General features: G+C 32.4%; 24 protein-coding genes, 5 tRNA genes and 2 other annotated features. Of the genes, 4 read left to right on the forward strand and 25 right to left on the reverse strand.

Going from position 1 to position 26,007, the window contains the following annotated elements; all coding sequences use genetic code 11:
* The 16 genes from ACWJKS_RS13820 to ytxC all read right to left on the reverse strand — a co-directional run bounded on the left by ACWJKS_RS13820 (position 1) and on the right by ytxC (position 17,907).
* Positions 1–969, reverse strand: a complete 969-nt coding sequence (locus ACWJKS_RS13820) for an ABC transporter ATP-binding protein (RefSeq protein WP_216303261.1) — start codon at positions 967–969, stop codon at positions 1–3.
* Positions 970–979: 10 nt separating this feature from the next.
* A complete protein-coding gene (opp4C, locus tag ACWJKS_RS13825) occupies positions 980–1,897 on the reverse strand; it encodes an oligopeptide ABC transporter permease (protein WP_216303262.1) in 918 nt (305 codons plus the stop codon).
* A gap of 11 nt (positions 1,898–1,908) precedes the next feature.
* Positions 1,909–2,871: an ABC transporter permease gene (locus tag ACWJKS_RS13830; RefSeq protein WP_216303263.1), complete on the reverse strand. Its 963-nt coding sequence runs from the start codon at positions 2,869–2,871 to the stop codon at positions 1,909–1,911.
* 70 nt (positions 2,872–2,941) lie between these two features.
* Positions 2,942–4,654, reverse strand: a complete 1,713-nt coding sequence (locus tag ACWJKS_RS13835; protein ID WP_462959803.1) for an ABC transporter substrate-binding protein — start codon at positions 4,652–4,654, stop codon at positions 2,942–2,944.
* 243 nt (positions 4,655–4,897) lie between these two features.
* Positions 4,898–5,497, reverse strand: a complete 600-nt coding sequence (locus ACWJKS_RS13840) for a cell division protein ZapA (RefSeq protein WP_216303265.1) — start codon at positions 5,495–5,497, stop codon at positions 4,898–4,900.
* A gap of 212 nt (positions 5,498–5,709) precedes the next feature.
* Positions 5,710–7,119, reverse strand: coding sequence for a group II intron reverse transcriptase/maturase (ltrA, locus tag ACWJKS_RS13845; RefSeq protein WP_258280593.1), 1,410 nt, complete (start codon positions 7,117–7,119; stop codon positions 5,710–5,712).
* 292 nt (positions 7,120–7,411) lie between these two features.
* Positions 7,412–8,556 (reverse strand): IS3 family transposase gene (locus ACWJKS_RS13850; protein WP_462959637.1). Its coding sequence is split into 2 segments (ribosomal slippage): positions 7,412–8,307 and positions 8,307–8,556, totalling 1,146 coding nucleotides; the frame shifts between segments, so codons are not numbered across the junction.
* Positions 8,557–8,845: 289 nt separating this feature from the next.
* Positions 8,846–11,224: a phenylalanine--tRNA ligase subunit beta gene (gene pheT / locus ACWJKS_RS13855; protein WP_462959804.1), complete on the reverse strand. Its 2,379-nt coding sequence runs from the start codon at positions 11,222–11,224 to the stop codon at positions 8,846–8,848.
* A 67-nt stretch (positions 11,225–11,291) separates the two neighbouring features.
* Entirely contained in the window at positions 11,292–12,311 is a 1,020-nt protein-coding gene (pheS, locus tag ACWJKS_RS13860; RefSeq protein ID WP_165414233.1) for a phenylalanine--tRNA ligase subunit alpha, read from the reverse strand.
* A gap of 59 nt (positions 12,312–12,370) precedes the next feature.
* Positions 12,371–12,583, reverse strand: a binding site (T-box leader).
* 68 nt (positions 12,584–12,651) lie between these two features.
* Entirely contained in the window at positions 12,652–13,437 is a 786-nt protein-coding gene (locus tag ACWJKS_RS13865) for a TrmH family RNA methyltransferase (protein WP_216303267.1), read from the reverse strand.
* Positions 13,438–13,449: 12 nt separating this feature from the next.
* A complete protein-coding gene (locus tag ACWJKS_RS13870) occupies positions 13,450–14,109 on the reverse strand; it encodes a potassium channel family protein (RefSeq protein WP_165414231.1) in 660 nt (219 codons plus the stop codon).
* Positions 14,110–14,120: 11 nt separating this feature from the next.
* Positions 14,121–15,485 (reverse strand): TrkH family potassium uptake protein, encoded by a 1,365-nt coding sequence (locus ACWJKS_RS13875; RefSeq protein ID WP_216303268.1) that lies wholly within the window; start codon positions 15,483–15,485, stop codon positions 14,121–14,123.
* A 118-nt stretch (positions 15,486–15,603) separates the two neighbouring features.
* Complete coding sequence (gene rplT, locus ACWJKS_RS13880; protein WP_165414229.1) at positions 15,604–15,963, reverse strand: 50S ribosomal protein L20; 360 nt, start codon at positions 15,961–15,963, stop codon at positions 15,604–15,606.
* Positions 15,964–15,990: 27 nt separating this feature from the next.
* Positions 15,991–16,188: a 50S ribosomal protein L35 gene (gene rpmI, locus ACWJKS_RS13885; RefSeq protein ID WP_165414228.1), complete on the reverse strand. Its 198-nt coding sequence runs from the start codon at positions 16,186–16,188 to the stop codon at positions 15,991–15,993.
* 20 nt (positions 16,189–16,208) lie between these two features.
* Positions 16,209–16,736 carry a translation initiation factor IF-3 gene (gene infC / locus ACWJKS_RS13890; RefSeq protein ID WP_165414227.1) on the reverse strand — a complete coding sequence of 176 codons (528 nt, stop codon included), beginning with the start codon at positions 16,734–16,736 and terminating at the stop codon, positions 16,209–16,211.
* Between the two features lie 34 nt (positions 16,737–16,770).
* Positions 16,771–16,882 (reverse strand) — a sequence feature (ribosomal protein L20 leader region).
* Between the two features lie 122 nt (positions 16,883–17,004).
* Positions 17,005–17,907 carry a putative sporulation protein YtxC gene (ytxC, locus tag ACWJKS_RS13895; RefSeq protein WP_216303269.1) on the reverse strand — a complete coding sequence of 301 codons (903 nt, stop codon included), beginning with the start codon at positions 17,905–17,907 and terminating at the stop codon, positions 17,005–17,007.
* Positions 17,908–18,057: 150 nt separating this feature from the next.
* On the opposite strand from ytxC, the gene ACWJKS_RS13900 reads away from it, so the two are divergent.
* A complete protein-coding gene (locus ACWJKS_RS13900; RefSeq protein WP_216303270.1) occupies positions 18,058–18,753 on the forward strand; it encodes a DUF6873 family GME fold protein in 696 nt (231 codons plus the stop codon).
* 77 nt (positions 18,754–18,830) lie between these two features.
* Here ACWJKS_RS13900 and ACWJKS_RS13905 read toward each other — a convergent pair.
* From ACWJKS_RS13905 to ACWJKS_RS13940, 8 genes are all read right to left on the reverse strand, one after another.
* Positions 18,831–18,905 (reverse strand) — tRNA-Cys (locus tag ACWJKS_RS13905).
* A gap of 18 nt (positions 18,906–18,923) precedes the next feature.
* Positions 18,924–18,998: transfer RNA gene (locus tag ACWJKS_RS13910), tRNA-Gly, on the reverse strand.
* Positions 18,999–19,003: 5 nt separating this feature from the next.
* Positions 19,004–19,079: transfer RNA gene (locus ACWJKS_RS13915), tRNA-Phe, on the reverse strand.
* A gap of 30 nt (positions 19,080–19,109) precedes the next feature.
* Positions 19,110–19,186: transfer RNA gene (locus ACWJKS_RS13920), tRNA-Asp, on the reverse strand.
* Between the two features lie 5 nt (positions 19,187–19,191).
* Positions 19,192–19,267 (reverse strand) — tRNA-Val (locus ACWJKS_RS13925).
* A gap of 332 nt (positions 19,268–19,599) precedes the next feature.
* Complete coding sequence (gene hslO, locus ACWJKS_RS13930) at positions 19,600–20,481, reverse strand: Hsp33 family molecular chaperone HslO (RefSeq protein ID WP_216303271.1); 882 nt, start codon at positions 20,479–20,481, stop codon at positions 19,600–19,602.
* 31 nt (positions 20,482–20,512) lie between these two features.
* Positions 20,513–21,250, reverse strand: coding sequence for a class I SAM-dependent DNA methyltransferase (locus tag ACWJKS_RS13935; RefSeq protein ID WP_220287417.1), 738 nt, complete (start codon positions 21,248–21,250; stop codon positions 20,513–20,515).
* A 98-nt stretch (positions 21,251–21,348) separates the two neighbouring features.
* The gene (locus ACWJKS_RS13940) at positions 21,349–21,588 is read right to left on the reverse strand and encodes a small, acid-soluble spore protein, alpha/beta type (protein WP_165414222.1); all 240 of its coding nucleotides are present in this window, start codon (positions 21,586–21,588) and stop codon (positions 21,349–21,351) included.
* Positions 21,589–21,930: 342 nt separating this feature from the next.
* Here ACWJKS_RS13940 and dapA point away from each other — a divergent pair, with 342 nt between their 5' ends.
* Both dapA and dapB read left to right on the forward strand, forming a co-directional pair.
* Positions 21,931–22,827 carry a 4-hydroxy-tetrahydrodipicolinate synthase gene (gene dapA, locus ACWJKS_RS13945; protein WP_220287415.1) on the forward strand — a complete coding sequence of 299 codons (897 nt, stop codon included), beginning with the start codon at positions 21,931–21,933 and terminating at the stop codon, positions 22,825–22,827.
* Positions 22,824–23,579 carry a 4-hydroxy-tetrahydrodipicolinate reductase gene (gene dapB / locus ACWJKS_RS13950; protein WP_220287413.1) on the forward strand — a complete coding sequence of 252 codons (756 nt, stop codon included), beginning with the start codon at positions 22,824–22,826 and terminating at the stop codon, positions 23,577–23,579. Before dapA ends, dapB begins: the two co-directional genes overlap by 4 nt.
* Before the next feature lie 206 nt (positions 23,580–23,785).
* On the opposite strand, the gene ACWJKS_RS13955 is transcribed toward dapB, so the two are convergent.
* On the reverse strand, positions 23,786–24,937 hold the full coding sequence (locus tag ACWJKS_RS13955; protein WP_216303275.1) for a pyridoxal phosphate-dependent aminotransferase: 1,152 nt from the start codon (positions 24,935–24,937) through the stop codon (positions 23,786–23,788).
* Positions 24,938–25,126: 189 nt separating this feature from the next.
* Here ACWJKS_RS13955 and dapD point away from each other — a divergent pair, with 189 nt between their 5' ends.
* Entirely contained in the window at positions 25,127–25,837 is a 711-nt protein-coding gene (dapD, locus tag ACWJKS_RS13960) for a 2,3,4,5-tetrahydropyridine-2,6-dicarboxylate N-acetyltransferase (protein WP_216303276.1), read from the forward strand.
* Positions 25,838–26,007: the final 170 nt, after the last annotated feature.

Raw genomic sequence — 26,007 nt, forward strand, 5'->3', positions numbered from 1 at the left:
CTAATCATATAAAAAGCAGGCTACCTTATGTCCTTGCCTTATCTCGTAAGTAGGTGGTTGCTTCTTTCTACAAATATCCATAGCTTTCGGGCATCTTGCACAAAAATAACATTCTTCTGGCATATTAATTGGGTTTGGAACCTGTCCGGGTATTGAGTATAATCTATCTACATCTTTATCCAGTGAAGGTTTAGATTTCATTAAGCCTTCAGTATATGGATGCATTGGATTTTTAAATAACTCAATTACAGGTGCTTCTTCAATAACCTTACCAGCATACATTACTACTACATATTCTGCCATTTCAGCAATTACTCCAAGATCATGAGTTATTAGCATTATTGAAGTATTAAGCTTTTTCTTTAGATCCTTCATAATATCAAGTATTTGCGCTTGAATTGTTACATCTAATGCAGTAGTTGGCTCATCTGCTATTAAAAGCTTTGGATTACAAGACACAGCCATTGCAATCATTGCCCTTTGGCGCATACCTCCACTAAGCTCATGAGGGTAACACTTCACTATGTCCTCAGCTCTTGGCACTCCAACTAGCTTTAACATATCTACTGCTTTTTCCCTAGCCTTAGCTTTATTTAACTTTTGATGGAGCATTATTACTTCTTCTATTTGATACCCTATAGTGAATATAGGATTTAATGAAGTCATAGGCTCTTGAAATATTACTGCTATGTCATTCCCCCTTATTTTTCTTATTTCATCGCCTTTAAGTTCTAAAATATTTTTATCTTCAAACAGAATTTCGCCTCCAACTATTTTTCCGGGTGGTGACGGAATTAATCTCATTATTGACATTGCCGTAACGCTTTTACCACAACCCGATTCTCCAACTACACCTATTATTTCACCTTTTCTAATATTAAAACTAACATCATCAACAGCTTTCACAATTCCATCTTCTGTGTAAAAATATGTTTTCAAATTTTTTATCTCCACTAAATTTTTACTCATAATACACCTCCTAAACCTTTAGTTTGGGATCGATGGCGTCGCGAAGTCCATCTCCAAATAAATTTATACCCATTACCGTTAAGAAAATGCATATGCCAGGAGGCGCCCAAATCCAAGGTTTGAATTGTAATATATATGCATTATTAACTGCCTGGACCATTTGACCCCAAGACGGCGTAGGGGGAGTAACTCCAAGTCCTAGAAAACTTAATGCTGATTCCGTTAGAATTGCACCACCTATACCTAAAGTAGCTGAAACTATAATAGACGCATAGGTATTTGGTAGTAGATGACTAAATATTTTCCTTCTATCCTTAAGTCCTAAAGCTTCTGCTGCCTGCATAAATTCCTGTTCCCTAAGCGATAGTATTTGTCCTCGAACAATACGGCAAAGGCTTGGCCATCCAAGTAATCCTATAATAAACATAACTACGTACATCCTATACTGTGGGGCAACATTTAAATCTGACATTACAGCTGCCAGCATTATTAGTAGTGGCAAACTTGGAAAGCATAAGAATATATCAACTATCCTCATTATTACACTATCCACTGTTCCACCATAAAAGCCTGCTATTCCTCCTAACATGCTTCCAATTAGTACTTCAACAAATACAGCGAGCACTCCTACTGACAGAGATATTCTGCCCCCATACATCACTCTTACTAAAACATCTCTTCCCACATCATCGGTACCCAAAAGATGTTTAAAAGAAGGTGAAGATGATACATTGTATAAATCTATAGTTTCCATTTTATAAGGTGATATTAATGGACCAATTAATGCCATAATCACCATAAACAACAGTATATACATTCCAAATATAGCTAGTTTATTCTTTTTTAACCGTTTTCTTATTATCTTCCAAGGGCTTAAAATTTCTTCTTTTTTAATTTGCTTCACTTTTGGTTTTACTTCTGCTTGCATTTTAACACCTCCTATTTAAGCCTTATTCTCGGATCAACTACGGCATAAGTAACATCTGCAATTAAATTCCCAACCAAAGTTAACACTGCAAATAAGATATTTATTCCCATGAGCAGTGGATAATCACGTCCACTTACTGCAGCAATTTCTATAGGTCCTATGCCAGGCCACCCAAAAATGCTTTCTGTAATAAACGCTCCAGAAAATAATAAAGGAAGCCAAAATCCCAGTAAAGTAATAACAGGAATCATTCCATTTCTAAGAGCATGTTTATATATAACCACTTTTTCTTTAAGTCCTTTAGCTCTAGCTGTTCTTATATAATCCTGCCTTATTACCTCTAGCATACTTGATCTTGTGTATCTCATAAGACCTGCCACACTACTTAAAGTAAGTACAATTAGCGGTAGTATCATATGACGAGCTACATCTAAACCATAGGAAATGCCTGCTACTGTACTTCCAGCCGTGCTCATTCCAGAAACCGGAAGTATTTTAAGGTCTACAGCAAAAACTTTTATAAGAAGCATACCAAAAAAGAAGGAGGGCATAGAAATACCTATCAGGGCAAACACGGTGAAAAATCCATCAAATTTTGAGTACTGCTTAGTTGCAGAAACCACTCCGATTGGAATTGAGATTAATACACTTAGTATTAATGAGAGTATAGCTAGGTAAAATGTATTCCAAATATATGTGTTCATAACTTTTCCTACTGGCTGTTTAAAGTTAGTAGATTCGCCAAAATCCCCATGAAGTACTCCTCCAGCCCATCTAAGATACTGCTTATACGCCGGTAGATCTAGTCCCATTTGCTGTCTTAATTCTTGTTTTCTTTCTGGTGTTAAATGTGGGTCCATTTTACCTGTTAATGCATCACCTGGTGCCAACTGTAATATTAAAAATATTACTATAGATACCCCTATTAAAACTGGTATCATTTGCAGTAATCTTCTAGTTATATACTGCCTCATGACAATCCTCCTTTATAAACTATGCTTGGTAACCCCAAGCATAGTAAAATATAATTAAAGCATCATTTACCTATTTAGCTTTAGGTTCAATTAATTCTGCATCTGCAATTTGATAAGTAAAATTAACATATGGAGAGATGTTTATGCCTTTAACTCTTGAACTTACAGCCCACATCATTTTACATTGATCTAACAAAACATATGGAGCTTCCTCTGTGAAAAGTTTTAACCACTTTTGATATAATACCTTTCTTTCTTTTACATCCGTAGTATTACGAGCATCTGCCATTAATTTTTCACTTTCTTTATTTACCCAATTTCCTGGATTGAATCCACCGAGCTCTGCTTGCTTTTCTGAGAATAATCCTGATGGATCTGGATCAATACTTAAAGTCCAAGACATATTATACATATCAAATTTTTGTTCATCAAAAACCTTTGTACACAAAGTGTTAAATTCCATTAATTCAGGAATAACATCTATTCCTATAGCCTTCCAATTCTCCTTTACTATTGGAATTAACATTTCAACGTATTTACTTCCTTGATAAGTCATCCAATGGATTTGAAACTTTTTACCATCCTTATATCTAAAGCCATCTTCCTTTTTAATCCAACCAGATTCTTCTAATAATTTATTTGCTTTTTCAGGATTATATTCATACTTCTTTATATCATCAGTATATGCCCAAGAGACTTGCGATACTGGTGAATTACAAACATCAGCGTAACCTTTATATCTAGCATCTATAAATCCTTTTCTATTTAAACCATAGGTAAGTGCTTGACGTACTCTCTTATCTTTTAATTTTTCATTTTTAAGGTTTAAACCTATAAATCCATATCCATTATCCGGAAAAAGTTGCATATCTAAGAATCTTGCACTCTTAAGCATTTGGATATTTTCTGGTTCAGCTATAATTCTATCGATATCTACTTCACCAGCGGATAGTGATTGAATACTAGTTTGAGCATTAGTAACTTTTAATATTAACTTATTAATCTTAGCTTCACCCTTCCAATAATCAGGGTTTTTCTCAAAATCAGCTTCTTGACCTGCTTTATATGATTTTAAAATATATGGACCACTACCCATTGGTTTTAAGAATGTTTTTTTTAATTTATCTATATTACCCTTTTCAAATGTATAATAGTTCTTACACATAATTCCATAAATAAAATCAGAACTTAGCGCTGGTGCTTTAACATCTGTTAATGTAAATGAAATTGTATTGTCATCTATAACCTTTATGCCTTTAACAGTTTTAGCATCACCTTTATTGTATTCCTTATACCCAACCAATTTATCTACAGCGTCTGTTCTAGGTCCATCATACTTTGGGTCACAAATAGCTGTATAAGTAAATTCCACGTCCTTTGCAGTTAATTCTTCTCCATTGCTAAATTTAATGCCTTTGTTTAAATGGAAGGTATAGGTTTTGCTATCCTTTGAAATCTCCCATTTCTTAGCCACTTTTTCTACAGGATTTCCTTTCGCATCATTTGTCAATAACCCTTCAAAAACTAATTGAGCAATATAACCATCATCTACTGAACTTTCATATATGGGATTAAATTTTCCTTCTGGTGCTGTAAATCCAACAATTAAAGTATCTTTTCTGTTTTTTGCTGTTTGTGGCACTTTTTCTGGATTTACAGCCGCTATAACTTCTGATCCTTTTAAATCCTTCGCTGCTCTCCCAACATCACTTTTACCACAACCCGATAATACTAGAGCCATTGACATTGCTAAACTTAAACATCCAGCAATTCTTCTTTTCATTGTTTTCCCCCCTTTTTTTATAAACAATTTGATATAACTTAATAATTGTTGTTAATATAACAGTCTTTAATTTCGCTATCAATATAATTATATGTTTCATGAGCATTTTAATATTACACTTTATCAACTTAAAGTCATTATAATAAAAAATAGACTCACAATTATTTTAAAAATTGTGAGCCTTTTGTAAATATATTTCTCGTCCATTAAAAAAATCGCCTTTCGGCGACAATTAAATAATTTTTATTTTTTATGTGAAGCTAAAAGTGGATTATTAATTTTCTTTTGTTTAGCTAAACTAATTTGGTATTCTATCAACTTATTTTGTGAATCGATTATTTTGTACTTATAAGATTGAAGCTTAAATCTCATTTCTTTATTTTCTGTTTTTGTTCTTCTATTTTCTTCGATACAACTTTTACTAGTCACTTGCATCACATCTAATTGTTGTTGCATCTCTATATTTTCTTGCTCTAATGTTTTTACATATTCAGTTTTTTCTGTGTTTTTACACTTGTTAAGTAATTCTTGATTATAGTCTTCCAAATGATTTAACTGTTTTTTTAAACCTTCTAACTGCTCAGTCAATTCATTATCATGTTTTTCTAAAGATTCACCCTTACTCAAAAGTTCCTTGCAAAGTGACTTACTTTTAAACATATCATCACCTAAATTTAAAGCAGTTAAAATTGCTGCTGAGGAAGTACTAAGCTTTTCATTATTACTCATTATATTTTTTATTTTTTTATCAACATAACTAGCTACCATATGTAAATATTCTTCTCTTTCATCACCTTTTAAATTATATTCAACACCGTTTATCTTTATTGTTACAACGTTCATCTAAAACACCCTCTTAGACAGATTAGTTAAACTTATTGTACCACAATATAACTTTTAATAAAACCAATTTTTTCAAATTATGCATACAATTAATACAATATTCATTTGTTTTTTGAGATTGCATGAATCGAGTAGGAGCTAAATAATTAATTTATTTAGCGACCTCTCACACCACCGTGCATACCGTTCGGTACACGGCGGTTCAATAGAAATTAATGTTTTAATAAATATGTCTCAGATATAGAAACTAATCCTATATTTTTAAGGTATTTATTGGTCAATGTTTTGTTTAATATAGGGCTATTGGATGTTCTCCAATAGCCTTTCCTTGTATTTGCATATTGCAAAGCTTTATTGTTTGGTATTCCTAATTTAACAAGGTTCCCATATTTTGTTTTAATCTTTTTCCATTGTTTCCAAAAACACATTCTAATTCTTCGCCTTAACCATTCATCAAGTGTTTTAAGAATACTTTTAATGTCTGCAATAGCAAAATAATTTATCCATCCAACTATCACTTGCTTAAGTTTCATAAACCTATATTTCATGCTCATCGCATTACTTCTTGAAGTTAATTCTTTTAGCTTTGCTTTGAATTTGATTATAGGTTTTTGAGGAACTCTCATTCTGTATTCACCTTTTGCTCGGTAAAATGAAAATCCTAAAAATTTAAGTTTCCAAGGTCTATCTACTGTACTCTTTTCTTTATTCACTCTAAGCTTTAACTTTTCCTCAATAAATCTCGTAATACTCTTCATTACTCTATTTGCTGATTTCTCACTTTTGACGTATATATTCGCATCATCAGCATATCTACAAAAGTTTAGTCCTCGTTTTGTTAGTTCTACATCGAGTTCATGTAACATTACGTTACTTAATAATGGGGACAAAGGCCCGCCTTGAGGTGCTCCTTCTTCTGTATTCATAAATACCCCATTTATCATCACTCCACTTTGTAGATACTTTCGTATCAGAGAAATTACTCTACTATCTTTAATATCTTCCGATAGTATCCTTATTAATTTATCATGATTTATCGTATCAAAGTATTTAGAAAGGTCTATATTCACCGTCCATGTATGTCCAGCATTAATATATCCCCTACATTTTTCAACAGCTTGTTTTCCACTTCTTAAAGGTCTAAAACCGTAACTATTATCAGAAAATTTCTTTTCATATACTGGTATTAGAGTTTGTGATATCGCTTGCTGAATAACTCTATCTAATACAGTAGGTATTCCAAGTAGCCTAATTCCACCGTCAGGTTTTGGTATTTCTACCCTTCTTACGGCTAGAGGTCTATATCTACTTTCTAATAATGATTGCCTTAATTCTTGTCCATGCTCTTTTAGATAATGTAGAAGTTCATCTACTGTCAAACCATCAATCCCATGACTTCCTTTATTGGCTTTTACTCTTTTATATGCTTTATTCATATTATCTCTCGATAATATCTGCTCGAGTAAACCATTATCATATTCATTCACATCGTTTCTTCCTTCTTCTGACATAGAGGAAATACTATGCACTTCTACATTACCTTCGAGTTCCACTCTATTCTCTCGTAGAGAGCCTTCTTTATGAAGTTGTCTGCTTTTATCATATTTTCTCGTATCCTTCAAAATTCCAAAACCTCCTATTGTTCAGTCCTTCCCACGCTAACGCGTTTTGCATGGTACTATGACGTCTGCTGACTTCTGATAGTTCAGCCATACATCACTGTATGGGTTGTTATTTCTAAATTCATATCCACAACTTACCTATCAGATCTCCCCGGGTAAGAACGCAATCTTTCACTCCATCTATCTGCTACATTTACACCACTTGTTTCGAATAGTTTTGGGCTTCGTTTTGTATTGCAAACTTACCCACATGGATCTATGTCAATATCTTAGACATAAAAAGTCGAACTTTTTATGAAGCCTTTTTAGCCAAATCTTCACACTGTTGAGGAGTAATATATCCAATACTACTATGTATCCTTTTTATATTGTACCAAGCTTCTATATATTCAAATATTCCTAATCTTGCAGCATCATAATCAAAATATTTAACATGGTAAACTTCTTCTTTTTTCAATGAGGCATGAAATGACTCAATGCAAGCATTATCATATGGGCAACCTTTGGCACTAAATGAGTGTTTAATAATTTTAGTGCTCTCTATATATTCTTTAAAAGCGAAGCTTGTATATTGGCATCCCAAATCGCTATGAAGTATTAGAGGCTTAGTTGGTTTTTGTAGCTGTATACCATTTTTAACAGCTTGTAGGGCTAATGTAGTATCAATGAATTTAGCCATAGCGTGACCTATTATTTTTCTGCTATAAAGATCCATGACTGATGCTAAATAGCACCAACCATCTTTAATAGTATGGATGTAAGTGATATCTGTTACCCACTTTTCATTAACTGTAGTAGCTGTAAAATCTCTCTTTAAAATGTTTTCCTGCTCTATTATTTTATTTTTAGATGAAGTTGGTCTATATTTTTTTACTATTAAAGATCTTATCCCCAATTTTTTCATCAATCTTTGTGTTCTTTTTAAACTAATAGTTATCCCCAGTGCATTTAGTGATTTATTTATTTTAGGAGCCCCATATCGATTTTTGCTTGTGCTGTGGATATTTATAATTTCTTTTTCTATATTCTTGTTTTCAATTTCTCGCTTGCTTGGTTTCTTGTGTAAATAATTGTAATAAGAGCTTCGTGCAACACCTAAAACCTCACACATTAGTTTGATATCATGATATTTTTTGTTGTTAGTAATGAATTCAAATACAGTAGTTATTTCCTTGCGAATATACCCATTGCTTTTTTTAATATTTCAACTTCTTCTTCAAGCTTAGCATTTTTCTTTAATAAGTTTTTGTATCCTTCTGCAGTTAAAGTTATATTTTTATCCACAGCTATTGGCTTATTTTTATTTATCCAACCTGTTACCGTTGATTTTGAAAGGGCATATTCACTGCTTAACTCTGCTAAGCTTTTTCCAGAGTTATATAGCTCTACTATTGTGTTTTTAAATTCATCTGTATATTGTTTTTGACCTCTTGCCATTATAAACACATCCTTATCTTATTTATATTTTAATGTGTTCGGCTTTCCGTGTCTACAATATTATACTAACACCAACAAGCATATGCCTTATATGTAGTTTCTGTTCGTCAGACCGGAGTTTGGCCGCCAACTTCCTTCAGATTCCATCTCACGATGGACACCCTTGTCTTAAGCTATGCACTTGGCACTATTAACCCGTGCTAGGGACTTTCACCCATTAGATTGCGCCCATGCCGGGCGCACAATGATAAAACCCCCTTATTACTAAGGGAGTTTTAGTTTACTTTCATTATCTAAGTTCAGCACCTAATTTATGCTCTAGAGATCTTAATATCTTTTCATGCACCTTGTTTACTTCTTCATCTGTTAATGTCTTGTCCGAGCGTCTATATACTATAGCATAGGCTATACTTTTCTTTCCTTCTGCTATTTGTTTCCCCTTATACACGTCAAATAATTTTACACTTTCTAAAATATTTCCACCTTGCTTTACAATTATATCATCAATGTCTTGAACTAGAACCCTCTCATCAACTATAAGTGCAATATCCCTTGTTACAGCTGGAAACTTTGGAAGTGCTTTGTATTTCTTATTTAAGTCAGCATATTTATATAATATATCTAAGTTTAATTCTGCTATATAACATCTTGGCTGCACTTCATAGTTCTCCGAAACACTCGGATGAATTTCTCCAACCACACCTATAAATTCTCTCTTTACATATAGGTTTGATGTTTTTCCTGGGTGATAAGTTGGATTTTCACTTTCTCTTTTAAATGATGTATTTTTCATTCCCAAAATATCTAATACATTTTCCACTACACCTTTTAAATCCAAATAATCAGCATTTCCATACATTCCTATAGTTAATATATTTCTTTCCTCTGGAAGCTTATCTGCATCTTCATTTGGTATATACACCTTACCTATTTCGAATAACCTAGCTTCTTCATTATTCCTTGAATAATTCCTTGATAAACATTCCATCATAGATGCTATAGTTGTAGTTCTCATTATACTATAATCTTCTCCTAAAGGATTTTTTATAGTAACTACTTTTCTTAACTCACTATCTTCTGGAACTAATATTTTATTAAATATTTTAGGACTTACAAAAGAATAACTTATGGATTGATTAAGTGCACTGCCAATTAAAGAAAGCACTACTTTATCTTCTAACTTTTGCTTTTCACTTTTCCCACTTTTTGAAGTTTCACAATTAGGAATAGTAGATGGTATGTTATCATAACCATACATTCTAGCTATTTCCTCTGCGACGTCTTCTCTAATGTTAATATCAGACCTAAACGTAGGCACATGTATAACTAAAAAATCCCCTGTTATTTCTGTAGCAAGTTCTAATCTATCAAGGTATATTTTCATATTGGGCATAGATATATTAGTTCCTAAAAATTTATTAATCCAATTTGCATCTACTTCTAAAGTATGAGATTTAACTTTACTCGGATATACCTCAGTGCATCCGTCCATTATTTCACCCGCACCTAATTCTTCTATTAAATGACAAGCTCTATCCATTGCCATTTCAGCCATATTAGGATCTAAATCTTTTTCAAATTTAGAAGATGCATCGGTTCTTAAAGATAATTTCTTAGAAGCGAGTCTTATATTAACCCCATTAAAGTTTGCACTCTCAAATATTATGCTTGTGCTGTCTTCTTTAATTTCTGAATTTAAGCCTCCCATAATGCCTGCAATTGCTATTGTTCTATCTCCATCTTTAATAGTTAAAATGCTTTCATCTAAATCTCTTTCTATCTCATCCAAGGTAATAAATTTTTCTCCGTTACCCGCTCTTTCTATCACTATATCATTAGTCGTAATTTGCCTAGCATCAAATGCATGCATAGGTTGACCAAGCTCTACCATAACGAAGTTTGTGATATCCACTATATTATTTATAGGTCTAATTTCTGCTTCTATAAGTCTTTCCTGCATCCATTGTGGAGAAGGCTCAATTTTTACATTTTTTATACCCTTTAACATATATCTTCTGCAAAGTTCATCATTAATATGAACCTTATAAAGGTCTTCCACATTATCCTTGCAGGTAGCTTTATAATCAAGTGCTGGTTTTCTATACTGCGTGCCTAAAGTTGCAGCCGTTTCTCTAGCTATTCCTAGAATACTTAAGCAATCTGCTCTGTTTGAAGTTATTTCAAAATCTATTAGTACACTTTGAAGATTTAATACTTCTTTTATGTCTTTTCCAATGATGGTATCGCTTGGAAGTATCATTAGTCCATCAACTCGTTCATCAACTGCAATTCCAAGTTCTTCCTCAGAGCAGAACATACCATTTGAAACTATTCCACGGAGTTTACCTTTTTTTATTTTTAGTCCTCCATGTAACGTTGATCCGTGAAGTGCTACTGGTACTATATCCTGTTCTTTCATATTAGTAGCTGCTGTAACGATTTGTGTCGGCTCGTCTAATCCTATATTTACTTGACATATAACTAATTTCTCAGCATCCGGATGTTTTTCTATTTTTATTATTTTCCCTGTAACAACCTTCTCAATTTCAGCACCTGATATAATAACCTCTTCTACTTTTGAACCAGACATGGTTAACTTATCTCCAAGCACCTTTGGTGAAATATCTATATCTACATAATCTTTAAGCCATTTAACTGGAACTTTCATTTTATATCCTCCTAGAATTTGTATAGTATTAAATCATCTTCTGCGAAGCTGCATTATTATTTATATTTTAGAATTGTTTTAAAAATCTCATATCACTTTCATAAAGTGCTCTAATATCGTCTATTCCGTATTTTAACATTGTAATTCTATCAAGGCCAAACCCGAAAGCAAATCCGCTATAAACTTCTGGATCAATCCCACAATTTCTTAAAACGTCCGGATGAACCATGCCACAACCTAAAAGTTCTATCCAGCCGCTACCGCCGCAAACCTTGCACCCTTTACCATTGCACACAAAGCAAGTGGCATCCATCTCAGCTGATGGCTCTGTAAAAGGAAAATGATGTGGTCTAAACTTTGTTTCCATTTCGTCCCCGAACATTTTTTGCGTAAATAATTCTAGCGTCCCTTTTAAATCAGCAAAGGTAATTCCCTTATCTACTATAAGCCCTTCAATTTGATAAAATATTGGTGAATGAGTAGCATCTGCTGCATCGGATCTATAAACTTTACCTGGCGCTATCATTTTTATAGGCGGTTTCTGAAGCTCCATAGTTCTTATTTGTATTGGTGAAGTTTGGGTTCTTAAAACTATATTATCATTTATGTAAAAAGTATCTTGTTCACCTCTTGCCGGATGATTTTTAGGTATGTTTAATGCCTCAAAGTTATAATAATCTCTTTCTACCTCAGGGCCCTCTTCAATAACAAATCCCATAGATAAAAATATTTCATTAACTTTTTCAAGTGTTAACTCTAACGGATGTCTTTTACCTACTGTTTGTTTTTTCCCTGGCATAGATATATCTATAACTTCACTTTTTAGCTTCATTTCTTTTTCATTGTTTTTTAATGTATCTGAAGCTTTATCTATAAGTGTCTCTATATCCTCTCTTACTTTATTTGCTAATTTTCCAACAATTGGTCTTTCTTCATTTGATAACTGTCCCATGCCTCTTAATATTTGCGTCAATTCACCTTTTTTGCCCAAATATTTAACTCTGATATTTTCTAATTCTGTTTTAATAGCAGCTCCTTTTAATTCTTCTAAAACTGCAGCTTTTATCGTTTCTAACTTTTCTTTCATAATGAATGCTCCTCTCATATTTTGATAATTCTTTATAAAACAAAAAAAACCATCCCCAATAAAGGGACGGAAAATCCGCGTTACCACCCTAATTGACTAAAAACAGTCCTCTTAGATAAATTTATCGGTTTTACCCGCTATCGGCTACTTTTTTTCACCATTAGAACTCTGGAGTGAACTTGGATATAAAAATTTCTTAATGAAGCTCTCAGTCTAAGGCTTCTTATCCCTGTAAGTATCTTTATATTTACTTTCTCCGTCACAGTTTATTATTAATTTATGGTAGTATACAAAATATTATAACCACAACTACAAAAAAATTCAACTATGAATTTAAAAATCATATATTATTTTTCTGTCTTACGACTTCATACATCATAATTGATGCAGCTACAGCTGCATTTAAAGATTCTGCACCACCAGGCATGGGAATTTTAATTTTCAAATCACATATCTCATAAACTTCGGCGCTTATTCCATTTCCTTCATTTCCAACTGATATAATAACTTTCTCTCTAAGGTCTACATTATAGAAGTTTTTATCAGTATCCAATGAACTAGTAACTAGCTTAAATCCAGCGCTCCTAAGCTTTTGCACCACCGATAGATCACTATCGCAAATAACGGGTATTTTAAAAATAGAACCCATTGTGGATCTTAAAGTTTTTTCATTATAGATATCTACAGTTCCTTTTGTAATTATAACTCCTAGTGCTCCCGCCGCATGAGCTGTTCTAATTATAGTTCCCATATTACCTGGATCTTGTATTTTATCAGCTAACATATAGAAGCCATGATCATATTTAATCTCTACCGGTTTATTTCTAACTGTAGCAATAATACCTTGCGGATTATCCGTATCGCAAATACTTTTAAATAAACTGTCACTAACACTATAAACTTTAGTATTCTTCTGTAGCTTGTTTTTCATACAAGAGTTTTCATATTTTGAATCTCCTCTAGCACTTATAAAAATGTGCACCACTTCAAAATCAGAATCCAAAGCTTCTTCTACAAATCTGAAACCTTCAACTAAAAACATATTACTGTCTTTCCTATATTTCTTTTCTTTTAACTTTTTGATATCTTTAATCAATAAATTATCCTTACTTTGAATATGTTCCAAACTGAATGCTCCTTATTTAACTAGATTTTCCAACTTATTTAATTCTTCAATATTACCTATTGCAACAATAATATCACCTGGTTCAACAATATTATCAGCTGCTGGAGCAACATCAATATCATTGTTTCTTTTTATAGCCATTACATTTATACCATATTGAGCTCTTATATTTAATTCTCCCAGGGTTTTATTATGCCATTCTTCAGGACTAATAACTTCAGCTATACTATAATCAGGAGATAATTCAATATAATCTAATATATTTGATGATACTAAATTATGAGCAACGCGTACACCCATATCTCTTTCTGGAAAAACTACTCTGTCTGCACCTATTTTATATAATACTTTAGCATGCAGGGCATTAGTCGCTTTTGTTATCACATATTTTACTCCTAATTCTTTAACTAAGAGTGTTGCCAAAATGCTAGATTGGATATTAGAACCTATACTAATGACTGCACAATCAAAATTACGAATTCCAAGAGCCCTTAAGCTATTTTCATCATTCGCATCAGCTTGAACTGCATGAGTTACATTATCCGAAATATTTTGAACTACATCTTCATCAAAATCAACTGCTAATACATCATTTCCCAAAGAATATAATGTTTCAGCAACGGATTCTCCAAATCTTCCGAGACCTATAACGATAAACTGTTTTTTACTCATTAACCCCACCCCTATCCAATTAAAATTTTGCCTTCTGGGTATTTTATATTTCCCGATTTACTTTTTTTATTTTTAGCTAATGCTAGTATTATAGTAAGTGGTCCCACTCTCCCTGCATACATGGTAAGTAAGATTATTACCTTTCCTACAAATGTTAATTTTGTAGTTAATCCGAGTGTTAATCCAACTGTAGCAAATGCTGAAGTAGCCTCATACAAAAAGTATTCAAAAGGAATATTCGGGCTCTGTGTAATAGATAATATCATGGTAACTGATATAACAATTGTTAGGGAAATAAGTGATACTGCAAACGCTTTATACACAAATTCTTTGCTTATGCGCTTTTGAAATATTTCAGTATCTTCTCTTCCACGAACCACAGACACTATAGTCATAAAAATCACAATGGCAGTAGTCGTTTTTATTCCACCCGCCGTTGATCCAGGCGATCCTCCAATAAACATTAAAATTATTGTTAAAAACTTTCCCGCCGTGGTCATTTTACCGAGTGGTATAGAATTAAACCCTGCTGTTCTTGGGGAAACTGATGCAAAAACGGAAGATAAAAATTTGCCCTTAATAGACATTCCTTGCATAGTGTCAGCATTATTCATCTCAAAAATATACATAAGTATTGCCCCTAAAACAACCAATGCTATCGTCGAGTAAATAACTATTCTAGCATGGAGGGACAATCTTTTTGTTCCCTTGCAATTATAAATTTCTACCCAAACATAAAATCCTAACCCACCTATTATTATTAATGCTGCAATTGTTAATATTACTACAGAATTACTAGCATAAGCAGTGACACTATTAAAGTTTCCAATCAAATCAAACCCAGCATTGCAGAACGCAGACACCGAATGGAACACGCTATAATAAATCCCTTTGGCAATTCCAAATTCAGGAATAAATTGTGTTGAGAATAACACCGCACCTGTTATCTGAACATAAATTGTAAATATCAATACATATCTGACCATTTTCACTAACCCTTGTAATGAGTTTACATTCATAGCTTCCTGCATCACTAGTCTTTCCTTTAATGTTATTCTTTTCCCTAAAATTAAAAAAACTAAAGTAGCTACAGACATAAATCCAAGTCCACCTATTTCTATAAGTAACATGATCACTGTTTTGCCAAAATATGTCCAATATGTTCCCGTGTCTAGTACTATAAGTCCCGTAACACACACAGCAGATGTAGAGGTAAATATACAATCTATGAAAGGCGTAATTTTACCACTTTGCGAAGCTATAGGTAGGCTTAATAGTATAGCCCCTATGACTATGACTATAGCAAACCCTAATGCAAGTATCCGAACAGGAGTATATATGCTTTTCTTTTTAAGATCTTTAATATCTAATTTCAAATTATTCACCTCTAAATTTTCAACTATGATGTTTTACTAATTATATCACTTTACATGTTTTTGTCAAAAATGCAATAAAAAATGCAGCCGTATGGCTACATTTTTGAATAAATAATTTTTATGCTTGTAATTGTTTTTTTGCAACTTCTACTAATTCAGCAAAAGCTTTTGGATCATTTATTGCAATTTCAGAAAGCATTTTTCTGTTAATATCTATGCCTGAAAGTTTCATTCCATTCATGAATCTTGAATATGAAAGGTCATTTAACCTTGTAGCAGCATTGATTCTAGCTATCCAAAGTTTTCTAAAATCTCTTTTCTTTAATTTTCTTCCGATATAACCATTTCTAAGTGCTCTCATTACTGCTTCATTAGCTGTTTTAAATAACTTACTTCTACCACCATAGTAGCCTTTTGCAAGCTTTAATACTTTTTTATGGTTTTTACGAGAGTTAACTGCTCGCTTAATTCTTGCCATTTAATATACCTCCTAATCACCATTCAATTATAAGTATGGTAACAATTTCTTCATCGATTTTATTTGAGTTGTTGAAACATATGCTGTTTTTCTAAGGTTTCTTTTTCTTTTCGGGCTTTTCTTTGTTAATATATGACTTGTAAAAGCTTTAGCTCTTTTTAACTTACCTGTTCCTGTTTTCTTAAATCTTTTTGCTGCGCCTCTATGTGTTTTCATTTTAGGCATAATAAAATTCCTCCTCTCAGTTATGCTTTTTTGGGAGCTAAAATCATTATCATATTTCTTCCCTCTTGTCTCGCTGGTTTTTCAACAATATAAACATCACCGATTTTTTCTACAAAAGATTTTAATATCTTATGTCCGACTTTTGAGTTTTCAATTTCTCTACCTCTAAATCTTACGGTTATCTTTACCTTATCTTCATCTAACAAGAATTTTTTAGCATTACTAGCCTTAATTGCAATATCATGATCTTCTATTGTTGCACTTAATCGTATTTCTTTAAGATTAACAACTTTTTGTTTCTTTTTAGCTTCTTTTTCTTTTTTCTGTTGCTCATAGATAAACTTACCAAAATCCATTATTCTACATACTGGAGGTTTCGCGGTAGGAGACATCATAACTAAATCTAAATCTTTCTCTTCCGCAAGATTCAACGCATCTTTAGTATTCAAGATACCCAATGCAGAACCATCAGCTCCAATAACTCTTATTTCTCTAACCCTGATTTCTTCATTCATCATGAAATCTTTGTTTTTACTAATAATTTTCACCTCCTAAGTGTATTTAGATAAAAATATAATATTTAAACAATTAAAAGGACGACAAAATGCCGTCCCTAATAGTAACAAATTTAAATTACTAATTAACCTAACTAGCATTACTGTTAGGTGAGAAACGGCTGTTTCTTCTTGTAAAAGATAACTCTATTATATTAAAATATTTTTTATATTTTCACTCACAACAATTCAAAGTATACTATCTAAGTATTTGTTTGTCAACACTTTTTTATTTATTTTATTCACATATCAATATGCCTTACTACCATACAAGAGTTTCTTTTTTTATCTCTTCACATTTAACACATTTATCACAATAATAGACCCTATCTGCAAAAACCTTGTTTATCGTTTGTATTAGTTCTTTATTTTTACAATGCTCTACACAGTGTATAATTACTTTTTTAGGAGCATTGGTTATCATAGTGCTAATAATAAGTTCCTCTCGATTTTCTTTTGAATCAAATTTAACATCCGGTAACTCCATCATCATATTTCCTACTAAATCATTACCTTCTTCATCTGTTAAACGATAATTTCCGTTTTTTTCAATTAGAATATTAATCTCATCTACCTTACTATCCTGAACATCAACAAAGTATTTAAGCAATTTTATAAACTCATTATATTCTTTCTCTACCATATACTCTTCCACAACTTTATCCACTATGCACTCTAAATCTCCCTTTAGCTCTTTTGTCCTAAAGGTTAAAAATCCACTTATATTAATTTCATTATTTTCTTCTATACATTTAGTTATCTTATCAATTATACTATTTTTCCTATTCATACAATATACTCCATTAGGTCCGGATATTTCGCCCTCACTACTCAAGTATTCTTGTATCCTAGGTTTAATTTGTTCTATTTCATCATATTGCAGAAAAAAATAAGATTCATCTAAAAATTTTTTGAGTCCTTTTTTACAAAATTCCATTACAACTATTTTATATAACATGTTTGCAACATGCAAATTAAATGTTTTGATACTAGCATCGCTTAAGTTGTCATCATCACAAAAAAACTTTACTACGTGAGTATCCCCTATTATATTTTCCGATATACCTGAAAAATTTTTTTTATCTTCAAAACACTTCTTAATGTCTTTAATTTCATCAATAATACATTCCATACTCCTATTATATACAATAGTTAATAAAAGCATTTCGCACACTCCTTTCTCACTAAGATAGTATGTGTGTAATATTAATGTATATGCAAAATAGATTAAACAATTATCGACATATTGCAATTTGTGATAGCTTTGTGTTATAAAATAAACATAAGAAAATAAATATTAAATAGGAGTATTGTAATGAAAAATATTATTGTTGATTTTAGAATTCATAATGAAGAAAAAGAATATTTAGTTTCTAGAGGATATAACTTGCTTATTTGCCCACCTAGCAACATTTTATACGAGGCTGTATGTGGTCACCCTGATATGCTTATGCATATTTTAGGCAAAGATATTATAGTTCATAAAGACATGGATAATGAATTCATACTGAGCTTAATTTTGTTAAATTATAAAGTTTATAAATCAAATTCAACTTTAAAAGATAAATACCCTTATGACATATGTCTCAATTCATTAAGCCTAGGCAATCTTTTTATTCACTCAGTTAATTTTACTGATACTAATCTTTTGTCACTATTAAAAACAAGAAAATTAATAAACGTTAAGCAAGGTTATACAAAATGTTCTACTTGCATTGTAAATGATCATGCAGTCATAACTAGTGATGTTTCTATCGCTAAGGCTTTAAGCATTGAAAAAATAGATATTTTATTAATTCCACCTGGTGATATTATCCTTCCCGGGCTTAACTACGGTTTTATAGGTGGCGTAACAGGTCTTATCGAAGATAATGTCTTAGCTTTTTATGGTCACTTAGATCATTATTTGTATGGGAAAGAAGTATTAAATTTTTTAAATAAGCATAAGGTAGAACCTGTATTTTTGAGAAATGGAAAACTAATCGATAGAGGTAGTATTTTTAGAGTCTAACGAATCCAAAATATACTGAAATAAAAAAAGTAGTCTAAATGCTGAAATATCAGCATTTAGACTACTTTTTATTGTTTTGGAGGCGCCACCCGGATTTGAACCGGGGAATAAAGGTTTTGCAGACCTTGACCTTACCGCTTGGCTATAGCGCCATTATTCATAATTATAGTTGGAGCGGAAGACGAGATTCGAACTCGCGACGTTCACCTTGGCAAGGTGACGCTCTACCACTGAGCCACTTCCGCAACACTGGTGGCTAGACCAGGAATCGAACCAGGGACACGAGGATTTTCAGTCCTCTGCTCTACCGACTGAGCTATCCAGCCTTAATAATTTTCAAATTCACTAAATTCAAATGGCGACTCAAAAGGGACTCGAACCCTCGACCTCCGCCGTGACAGGGCGGCACTCTAACCAACTGAGCTATTGAGCCATATGTGGTGGGAACAACAGGGTTCGAACCTGTGACCCTCTGCTTGTAAGGCAGATGCTCTCCCAGCTGAGCTATGCTCCCACATATCTTTATCAGACTAGTACAGTTTACATCATTTCATAAAACTTGTCAACAACTTTATGTATTAACTGTTTTTTTACTTTACTGTTAACTTCCTCGTCCATGTGTACTTTGTGAGTACTTTATTATATTATAAGATTTTCTTACGGCTGTCAACCATAAATATGGTCAATATTCACGTATATTTAAATTATACTCCCTATTTATCGAATTTACTCCACTTTGCTACGATTTGAAACATATATTACTATTGAATATAGTTTGTGTATTGCTTTCTATAAAAAGCAATACCACATATACTATATTCTCTTTATCCAAAGCTGCATTTTTATCTATGAATTAGCTTCTTTAAGTAATTGCCCAATTTCTTCATGATTAAATTCATAATTTTCATTACAAAAATGGCATTTAAGTTCTTCGGTTTTACCATCATTATATAATTCTTCTAAATCCTTTTTACCTATACTTATTAAGGCCCTCTCAACCCTTTCCCTGCAGCAATCACATTTATACGTCGGCTTAACCTCTTCATGTATTTTAAGTTCCATATCTTCAAAAATAAATTCCAAAATTTCTTCGATGTTCATCCCTTTTGCTATTAATTCAGTTATAGATGGAATTTCTTCAAGCCTATACGTTATTATATCAGCTAAAAATTCGTCTGCACCAGGCATCATTTGGATTATAAAACCTCCTGAAGCTTTAATGCTCATATCCGTGTCAACTAAAACTCCGAGTCCCACAGCAGACGGCGTTTGCTCTGATACAGTAAAGTAATAAGCTAAGTCATCCCCAATTTCACCTGTACAGATTGGCACTTGACCTATGTACGGTTCCTTTAGTCCCATATCTCTTATAATCCTTAAATAACCATCCGTACCAACGGCAGCACTTACATCAAGTTTCCCCTGTTTGTTTGCAGGCAAATCTACATTAGGGTTTCCTATGTACCCTTTTACACTTACATCAGCATGTGCAGTTACTACCACGCCTCTCGCTTCTCCTCCGCCATCAATTTGAAGTGTTAAACTATCTTGCTGCGACTTTAACATGCTTCCCATAAGAGCACCAGCCGTTAGCATCCTACCAAAAGCAGCTGCTGCCGTGGGTGCACACAAATGCATAGAAACTCCCTCATTTACTAAACCCGTAGTTATTGCTGCGACTATTCTAACCTGGCCTTCCTTTGCAGTAGCTCTAACCAATTTATCCATATACTAGCCTCCTGTAAACTATTTTTGTTTTTTACTTCTTAAGTACGTAACATATTCGCTCTGTGATTTTACTTACTACTTTATCTTCATAGTTATCCATCTTTTTAATTATTTCGAACCCAATTTCTTTTATAACACTTTCTACATATTCTTCTTTATAAGCCCTTTCAGAGTGTTGCTCATCAAAGCGTCTGAACACTTGTCCTTCTTTTACAAAAAAAGTTAAATTCATTTGTACTATATCATTTTCTAAATAATTTTCCCAAATATACACTACATCATCACTATCGTAATTATAAATATTATTACCAAGCACATTGGTAAGTTTATAATAAGAGTTAATATCAAAGATGAATAACCCATCCTGTTTTAATAAATCATAAGCGCCTAATAAATACTTTTTAAAATTTTCTTTTTTTAATATATAGTTGCTAGAATCTAATCCGCAAGTTATAAGGTTAAAAGTATTATCTAAATTCAATTCACAAATATCTTGGCATACAAATTTTGCTCCTACCCGAGCATCCCTCATCTTTTTCTCTGCTTGACTTAACATATCACAAGATAAATCAACTGCCCAGGTATGCTTAAACTCATTTGCAATTTCTATAGTAAGATTTGCTGTACCACAGGCTAAATCTAAATAACTCTCCATATCTAAGTGATGCTCTTTGCAAATACATAATATTTTGGAAGCCCATGTTTTATAATCAATATCAGAATTGATTAATTCATCATATATACAAGCAAACTCTTTGTAACAGTTCATATTAACATTTCTCCTTTATATTCCTCTTAATACTATAATGGTATATAATATACTAACCTATATACCAAATATTGTCCAAATTAATTTGCTTAATATCTTTAAAAATCTTTGTTTTTAGGGAGATTTATGGCTTTCTTTCTTTTTGTCATTAAGCCTCCAATTCTTCCTGTTTCTTCTGCTGTTAATCCACTCCAACCATCCACATCTATCTTTTCTGTTAATCCTAATTCTTCCGCTATTTCATATTTTAACGATTCTCTTAGCATTTCGTTTTTAGTTAACTCTTTATTTGTTCTTAACTTAGCTTTTATAACTTTTTTCAAAGGTGTTTTACCCATCATATACCTCCTAATTATAATTGTAATATCTTATATTTTTTACAATTTGAGGTTTTTTTATTCATAATAAAAAATAAATATTACCCGTTATTTAATCATAATATGATTTAAATTACAGTTTTATAAATATACCCATTAAATTATACCTTGCTGATTTTCAGTTTTTTTTTTTTAAGTATATATATTTTTACATATGGGCTATATAATATAATCTAATGAAGAAAAATATTTTAGTGATAATTTATGTGTTTCCTAATTCATTATGAAGAATATTACGAAATGCTTCACTAAAAGCGATCTAAATTAATAACTATATAGTATAAACTACTAGGAGGTAATCTTATGAGTATTTTTAAAGGTTCTGGTGTTGCAATAGTCACTCCGTTTAATGAAAGAGGCGTAGATTTTAAAAAACTCGAAGAATTAATAGAATGGCATATCAAAAGCATGACAGATGCTATTGTAGTATGTGGTACTACAGGTGAAGCTTCTACTATGACAGAGCAAGAAAGAAAAGAGACTATAAAATTTGTAGTTGATCTAGTTAATAAGAGAATTCCAGTAATCGCGGGCACAGGAAGTAACAATACTGCCGCTGCAATAAGTATGAGTAGATGGGCAGAAAAAATAGGCGTAGACGGATTACTTGTAATTACGCCTTACTATAACAAGACTACTCAAAAAGGCTTAGTTGAGCATTTCAAAGCAATTGCAAATAGTGTAACTTCACCAATAATAATATACAACGTTCCTTCGAGAACAGGTCTTAATATTACTCCAAACACACTTCTAAAATTATGCGAAGTACAAAACATTGTAGCAATTAAAGAAGCGAGCGGCGATATAAGTCAGATAGCACAGATTAAAGCACTCTGCGGAGATAGAATAGATATCTATTCAGGTAATGACGACCAAGTTATACCTATACTTTCCTTAGGAGGTATCGGAGTTATATCTGTTCTTTCAAATATAATTCCTACAGTGATTCATAACATGTGTGAATTATATTTAAAAGGCGAGCATGCAAAAGCTCTAAAAATACAATTGGAGTATCTTCCTCTTAATGGCTCTATATTCATAGAAACTAATCCTATCCCTGTAAAAACAGCTATGAATCTTATGGGAATGGAAGTCGGGGCTTTAAGACTACCACTATGTGAAATGGATGAAATAAATTTACAGATTCTAAAAAAAGAATTAAAAGCATATAATATCCCTTTAAAGGAGGAAATCAAATGATTAGAATGCTTCTAAATGGCTGCAATGGAAAGATGGGCAAAGTTATTTCTGAAATGGCTAAAGCATCAACAACGATTTCAATTGTTGCAGGTGTTGATAAAAATTCATTTAATTTAGGCTATACATGCTATGACAGCATACTTGAATGCGAAAATGATATAGATGTGATTTTAGATTTTTCAAGGCCAGATGCTTTAGATTCCTTATGTAAGTATTCTAAAGAGAAAAATATCCCTATTGTGTTCTGCACTACTGGTTACACGCAAGAACAGTTATCTAAAATTAGTTCCCTCAGCACCGAAATCCCAGTATTCCACTCTGCAAATATGTCTATAGGTATAAATGTTGTTAATAATATACTTAAAAGCATAAGCAATATGCTTTACAAGGATTTTGACATTGAGATAATTGAAAAGCATCATAATCAAAAAGTCGATTCCCCTAGTGGTACCGCTTTACTCCTTGCAAATACAATTAAAGATTCTATAGATGACGAAACCACCTTTGTCAAAGGACGTGATGGTTTAAGTAAAAGACAACCTAATGAAATAGGGATTCATGCTATCCGTGGTGGAAGTATTATAGGTGATCATGAAGTCATATTTGCAGGAAAAGGAGAATGTATTGAAATTAAGCATACTGCAATATCAAGAGATGTTTTTGCAATAGGTGCACTTAAAGCTTGCGAATATATATACGGAAAAGAAAAAGGTCTATATAGTATGGATGATGTAGTTAATATGTCAATATAACGACAGTTCAGACGGAAAGTCTCCCATTACTACACGCTGGAGTTACGTGCCCTAACAAATAAAAAACTTCAGTTGGAGTACAAATCTCCTTCTGAAGTCGTTAATACAGCTCCGCAGGAGATGATTTAGCCTTTAAACTAGAAAAGCAACCTTCAAAGTATTAAATACTTAAATAGGTTGCTTTTCTAGTTCAATATTTTTAAAAATTACTCAGGTAATGATTTAATCCACTTTTCCATTCTATCTAAAGCCTCTTTTAACACTTCCATACTATAAGAATATGATATCCTTATGAAACCTTCTCCTCCGGTGCCAAAAGCCGAACCAGGCACAACAGCGACCTTGCCTTCATTCAACAGTCTGTTGCAAAACTCTTCGCTACTCATAGAAAATTTTGTTATAGAGGGAAATATATAAAAGGCCCCTTTAGGAATAGTTGTATCCATTCCCATTTGCTTCAACCTTTTATATACATAATCTTTTCGCCTCTCAAACTCCACTTTCATATTATTTACATCATTCATGCTAGAAAGTAATCCTTCGCACGCGCCCCATTGAGATATTGAGGCTGCACAAGAAACATTATACTGATGTACTTTCATTATATTATCCATGATATATTTGCTAGCACAAACATATCCAACTCTAAGTCCCGTCATTGAAAACATTTTAGAAAATCCACCCACCAAAATTACTTTATTCCTTAATTCATCAATTTGAGCTAATGAATAGTATTTTTCATAACATAATGAGCTATAAATTTCATCACTTATTATGTAAATATTTTTTTCTTTTAGAATTTGAAAAAGTTTATTTCGCTCGAATAATGTTAATGTTGCTCCAGTAGGGTTAGACGGATGTGACATCACTAAAATCTTAGGATTTTCTTCATTAATAAGTTTATTTAATGTTTCAAAATTAATAGTAAAATCACTGTTAAGCTTATAATTAACTACTTCTGCTCCAAAAATCTTTACACAGCTCTCATAAGCTGGATAAGCTGGAGTCGGTACCAGCACTTTGTCTCCAACATTTAAAAATGCTGCAAATGTGCATAGAAGTGCCTCACTTCCACCAACAGTCACAGTTATTTCATCAGCTGAATAGTTGATGCCTGTGCCGCATAAAAAATTAGAAATCTCATGTCGTAGCTCCGGAATACCTGCATTAGTTGTATACTCAGTTTTATTTTCATTAATAGCTTGGATCATGGCTTTCTTAATATTTTTAGGCACTGGAAAATCAGGTTGACCAAGAGTCAGTGAAATCGCCCCTTCAACTTGTGGAACCTTATTAAAAAATTTTCTAATTCCAGAAATCTCTACATTGCTTACATTTTTTGAAAATAAATTATTCATAACATCATCCTTTTCAATGTGTTTGTGCTTTCAATTATTTGCATTATAAGTATTTTACTATATAATAGAATAAAAATCAGTATTTTTTAAATTGTTCTAGGATAATGCTAATATTTATGGTGTAATCGAAATTAAATGCATAAAAATGAAAATTTGGCTTAATACTTATAATACGAAAGGAGATTAACTATGAACTATGATTTAACCGACCCTTATGAAATTGCAAGATACATAAAAGAAGCTAAAAAGGCAACTCCACTTAAACTCTATATTGATGGAGATTTATCACAATGCGAATTTGGCAATATAGAAAGTTTTGGTAACGGAAGCTTTTATATCCTTTTTGGAGAAAGTAATGAGGTATCAGATTTTCTAATAAAGTATAAAGACAGAATCAAAAAATCCAAACTTGAACAAGACAGACGAAACTCCGCTATTCCTTTGATAGATTTAAAAAATATCGATGCAAGAATTGAACCAGGTGCAATTATACGCGACAAGGTTACCATAGGTAAAAATGCCGTTATAATGATGGGTGCCATAATTAACATAGGTGCTGAAATTGGCGATGAAACTATGGTAGATATGAACGCTGTTGTTGGTGCCAGAGGTAAACTCGGTAAAAGAGTTCATTTAGGTGCAGGTGCAGTAATCGCAGGAGTGTTAGAACCTCCAAGTAAAAGTCCTTGTGAAATTGGAGACAATGTACTAATTGGAGCCAATGCTGTAATTTTAGAAGGAGTAAAAATCGGAAATAATTCTATAGTGGCAGCAGGATCTGTAGTTGTAAATGATGTTCCTGAAAATGTTGTAGTTGCTGGAACACCCGCAAAAATAATAAAAAATGTGGATAGTGGAACTAAAGAAAAAACTAAACTACTTGATGATTTAAGAAAATAACAAAAATTAAAAGAGCATATATTACTACAAATTCATCTTACTTTGCTAAGTAATTCTAAACTAATTTTATTGAAAGATACTAAACAGTACAAACTCGCTAACGCTCAAACATGTACTGTTCTTAACGTATCTTCCGATAAAATTAGTTTGAATTACTAAAGCTTGTTCGA

The organism is Clostridium sp. CM038 (assembly GCF_055081105.1).